This is a genomic window from Fulvivirga lutimaris, assembly GCF_009711525.1.
Taxonomy (GTDB): Bacteria; Bacteroidota; Bacteroidia; order Cytophagales; family Cyclobacteriaceae; genus Fulvivirga; species Fulvivirga lutimaris.
In genome coordinates this window covers 1-4,622 of sequence record NZ_SMLV01000190.1, presented here as the reverse complement: position 1 = coordinate 4,622, position 4,622 = coordinate 1, and the positions used below count along the sequence as shown (strand labels likewise).

The following is a 4,622-nucleotide window of genomic DNA, read 5'->3' as shown; positions in this document are numbered from 1 at the left end:
ATTCGGCTTACAACAAGAGTATTTTTACTTTTATGGTTGGAGGGTTTTTGCTCCCAATGGCCTTTACGTTCTCTAAAGTGTTTAAAACCAACTGGAAAGTAAAAGATAACCCACTTCAACCATTAGGACTGTGGTTTAACTTTGCACAACTTTTTTACTTCCCATTTTTGATTTTTACGCTCATCAAGTACCCTGAATACTTTGTGATGGCTTATGCGATTATCACTGGTGCACACTTCTTTCCATATGCCTGGTTTTACATGGAAAAGGGTTATGCTGTAATGGCCGGGCTTATTTCTTTGGGAGCACTTCTTCTTGGCTTAAATGTATCCTCAGCATATACCTATCTCATACCCGTTATGATGAGCATTTGCTTAACTATATTGGGCTTGATCATCTTCATATCCTATAAAAGAAAAGAATTGATTTATCAGCAATAAATAAGTTATCTTGGTAGTCCTTTCACATAACTATAGAGAAATGAAAAGATTAGCCATACTCATTTTATCAATTATTGTTATCGCATGCGATCAAAAGGAACCATTGCGTGATGATATCCAAGAGAAATCGGTAGAAAGCTGGCATTTTGAAAGTTTTGAAAAGGTTGATAGCATCAATCCTATTTTAAAACCATCTCCCGACCTTGAGTTCACAGATCCCATTACTAAGAATCTGGTAAAATGGGAAGAACGCAATGTGCTAAACCCGACAGCATTGGTAAGAAATGACACTGTATTTCTGCTCTATAGGGCTCAGGACTTAAATGGTACATCAAGAATAGGAATGGCCATTAGTACAGATGGTTTACATTTTACCAAGCAACCTGCCCCTATCTTCTATCCTGATAATGATGATATGAAGGTAAATGAGTGGAATTATAAGAAATCTGAAGCCGAGCAGGTAAATTCAGAAGAATGCTATTTCTGCTATTTTGATGGTGTAGAAGACCCACGAATAGTTATGAGTGAAAGTGGTGAGTATTTTATGACGTATACCTCATATGATGGTAAAACGGCTAGATTAAGCATTGCCTCCTCTAAAGATTTAAAAACATGGACTAAACATGGCTTGGTGCTAAGTGGTGAAGAGCACAAAGATACCTGGTCAAAAGCTGGAGCGATAGTTAGTGAACTCGTAGAAAATCAAGTTGTAGCTAAGAAAATCAATGGCCTATATTGGATGTATTTTGGAGACACAAACCTATTTATAGCCTCCTCTAAAGATTTAATCCACTGGGATATTGCCATTAATGAAGAGTCTAAAAAAATGTTTTCGGTTTTGCATCCAAGACCTGGTTATTTTGATAGCCGCCTGGTAGAGCCCGGCCCCTATGCACTGTATACTGATAATGGTATATTACTGATCTACAATGCCAGCAATGCAGCTAATTTCAATGACCCAAGCTTACCTAAATTCACTTATGCAGCTGCTCAAGCACTGTTCGATAAGGAAGCACCTTATAAATTAATGGATCGCACGGAGAGCTACTTCATCCACCCTGATAAGGACTATGAAAAAGTAGGAGAAGTAAATGAAGTATGCTTTGTTGAAGGCCTTGTTTATTTCAAAGATCAATGGTTTTTATACTATGGCACTGCCGATTCAAAAATAGCCGTGGCTGTAAGTCAGGATCCTATTAAATAACCACCTTCTATATTCGGTTTGGATCATAGTATTGAGCAGATTACCTATCAACTAACCTGGCCAATAAGGCATAAGGTTATGTGGCCTGACAAGTCTATAGATTACATTAAGCTTCAAAATGATGAAGATGGGATTCATTTTGCGGTTTGGAAGAATAAAGAAATAGTTGCCGTTGTCTCTGTATTTATAAACAAAAACAAAGCTCAATTTAGAAAGCTGGCCACTTTACAAAATGAACAGGGTAATGGTTATGGGTCTGCGTTAATTAATCACATCATAGCTCACCTCAAACATGAAAAGGTTAATACGCTTTGGTGCAACGCCAGAGTCGACAAAACAAGTTTCTATAAGAAATTTGGTCTATACGAAACAAATGAAAAATTTAGCAGAGGACAGCAAGAGTATATTATTATGGAAATGAAGCTTTAAGCAGTCTTTACTTCTGGAATTTCAAAAGACACCTTGGTTCCCTTACCCTCTTCCGATTCAATATTGATCTTGCCCTTGAGTTTATCAACTGTTTCTTTAACAATGTATAAGCCTAGTCCAGAACCTGCACCATCATCGGTTGCTCTGTAAAACATATCATACACCTTGTCTAAGTGCTCTTTAGAAATGCCTCGGCCATTATCTTCTACAATTAGTTTAGCTGCATGATCCTTAATCTCAACATTGACTTTAATCAGCGGATCACGGCCATTTCTGTATCTGATAGAATTTGAGAAGATATTGTTAAGGATAACCTTAATGCGCCAAGCATCACAATAAAAGGGTTGGTCTTGCTTTATTTTAATATTCTTTTGAACCTTTTCTCCATTGCTGGTAGCATGCTTCAGCTGATTAAATGTCTCATCAATTATTGACTTAAATGATATCTCCTCACGCTTGACTTCAAGTCTGGAATTTCTAGATTGGTCAAGAATCTCTTTTATAAAGTTGTCTTGCTGCAGAGCACTTTTATTGATCATATCCAGGTAAGCATCTTTCATATTCCTATCCTCATCCTTCTTGGCTAAATTGATAATACCAAGTACTGATGCAATAGGTGCCCTAAGGTCATGAGAAACACTATATACAAAATTATCAAGCTCAACATTTCGCTTGCTCAATTCTTCATTGGTGTTTTTAAGTTTATCTTCGGCCTTTTTACGTGTTTCTATCTGATCGTTTAGCTCTTTAGTTCTGGCCTTAACCATATCTTCAAGGTTTTCATTAAACTTCACAAGCTTCAATTGTACTTCTGTTCTTTCTTTAACAGTTGCAGCTAGAATAATGGTAGATATACTAATTACACTCACGAAAATTTGAAGCAGTAACATGGTACTGGAAGCTGTCTCCAGCACAAACGGACCAGTGTTATTAGCCGTTAGATAGATAGTAACTATTGAAACAATAACAACTGCTGAAATTGAAATGATCAATTGAAATCTAAAAGCCAACCACAATAAAAAAGGTATTAACAGAAACGGAAGGGCTCTTGACATGGTAAAGCTTAGTTCCTCGACTTGAAACAATAGATATAACCCAATAGCACATACTGCAAAAATTACTATCTCTAAAATCTTGTCCGTATTAAATAAAAATTTATGTTTTCTAAACAATGACAAGATAAAAGGTGTGAACAATAATATACCAACCACATTGCCTACCCACCAGCGAAACAAACCAGTTAGAAAGTATTCAGCAGTAATTCTGTCATTCAGCCACAAACTAAAAGTTGCAATAGTTGAACCAACCAATGCAATAACCATTGTTATAAAAAGAAACCTAAAAGTATTTTTTGTATGATGGAATGGAAAATCATCTTTTACCCAGAGCTTAAGTAAAAAATTACCCAATACCGCTTCTAGCGTGCTTCCTATTGCTATGAAGCTTGATATTGAGATTACATTCTGGGCAGTCAACTCAGGAGCGTTGGCCTTCATGGCCATAATGCTGGCTAATAGTGCACCTATGGTTATTCCAGGCCAGGCCTTACGCCCGAGAAGTATAATTAAGGCGAACCCAAGTCCCGAGGGTGGCCAGGTTGGCAATGAGCTTGCATCTTCAAAAGCCAAAAAGTACGCAAATCTTGCAGCCAGATAATATAAGACCGCTACTATTACGATCTTAAAATCGAGATTATACTTAAGTAAAGGTTTCAGTTTCATATCACAAATAGCTCATTGTCAATTAAATATCAGAAATATAAACTACATTATTCAATTCATGTAAGAAATTATCGCTATTATGCATTTTAATTCGATAATCTGACCAGCTATTACGCCTAAAATTCTGACTGAATAAGATTTAGTTAACGGCCTAACGATAAATTGCTATCTTCAAAAAGGCGATATTTCTCAGAATAATGTCTAAATTCAGAATTAAATTAGGTTGTTGCATTTTTTAAAATGAAAGAAGGAAAAAGACCCGTAATACGCATATTTTTTATTTACACTTTCCTTCTAATCACACTTTCGGCTTTGGCGATAGGTATTTGGCTCTTTACTGATATTAAACACGACCGGATTAAGGATTTAAATTATTCAAGCTCTGTAATTAAGCGGTACTACGAGCTAAGTTTCAGACAATGGCGTAATACCCTATTGAGTTTAGGGCAGCAGTTAGCTGAAGTAAAAGGTGAAAACTCTCAAATAAGAAAAATCGATTTAGCCAGAAAAGCCAATTCGAATTACAATGAGCTATTAGCTTTTGGTTATGTAGACACCACAGGTCAAGTTTTAGTTTTTTCTGAGGCAAATGTTACTGATTCTTTGCCTCATCTCATGCTTTCAGAAAATTCAAAAAGGTCATTTTTGAAAGCTAAACAGGTGGAAAACATCTCAATTGGAGAGGCCTACTATTTTCCAAATGTTGCAGACTGGATACTGCCCATCAGAGTACCAATACGTGATAGCTTCAATAACTTAATAGCATTAAACACCACCGCCTTACAGTACAATAGCTTAAACCAAGAACTATCAAGTTTTGGCTTCGAT

5 protein-coding genes are annotated in these 4,622 nt (G+C 36.3%); 4 read left to right on the top strand and 1 reads right to left on the bottom strand.

All coding sequences use genetic code 11. The annotated features are described in order from the left end of the window. The 3 genes from E1140_RS21310 to E1140_RS01750 form a co-directional block, all read left to right on the top strand. The coding region (locus E1140_RS21310; protein ID WP_185153369.1) for a DUF7010 family protein at nucleotides 1-440 on the top strand (440 nt) is incomplete at its 5' end. Nucleotides 441-480: 40 nt separating this feature from the next. Continuing rightward, nucleotides 481-1,644, top strand: a complete 1,164-nt coding sequence (locus E1140_RS01755) for a glycoside hydrolase family 130 protein (protein WP_155178404.1) — start codon at nucleotides 481-483, stop codon at nucleotides 1,642-1,644. A gap of 18 nt (nucleotides 1,645-1,662) precedes the next feature. Continuing rightward, on the top strand, nucleotides 1,663-2,073 hold the full coding sequence (locus tag E1140_RS01750) for a GNAT family N-acetyltransferase (RefSeq protein WP_221412607.1): 411 nt from the start codon (nucleotides 1,663-1,665) through the stop codon (nucleotides 2,071-2,073). Here the strand turns inward: E1140_RS01750 and E1140_RS01745 are convergent. Then, entirely contained in the window at nucleotides 2,070-3,794 is a 1,725-nt protein-coding gene (locus E1140_RS01745; protein ID WP_155178402.1) for a sensor histidine kinase, read from the bottom strand. The genes E1140_RS01750 and E1140_RS01745 overlap by 4 nt on opposite strands. Nucleotides 3,795-4,034: 240 nt before the next feature. On the opposite strand from E1140_RS01745, the gene E1140_RS01740 reads away from it, so the two are divergent. Next, the coding region (locus E1140_RS01740) for a PDC sensor domain-containing protein (RefSeq protein ID WP_155178400.1) at nucleotides 4,035-4,622 on the top strand (588 nt) is incomplete at its 3' end.

Bases quoted from the DNA above. Each gene is read 5' to 3' on its own strand.
- E1140_RS01755 (WP_155178404.1), top strand. From the start codon at position 481: ATGAAAAGATTAGCCATACTCATTTTATCAATTATTGTTATCGCATGC.
- E1140_RS01745 (WP_155178402.1), bottom strand. From the start codon at position 3,794: ATGAAACTGAAACCTTTACTTAAGTATAATCTCGATTTTAAGATCGTA.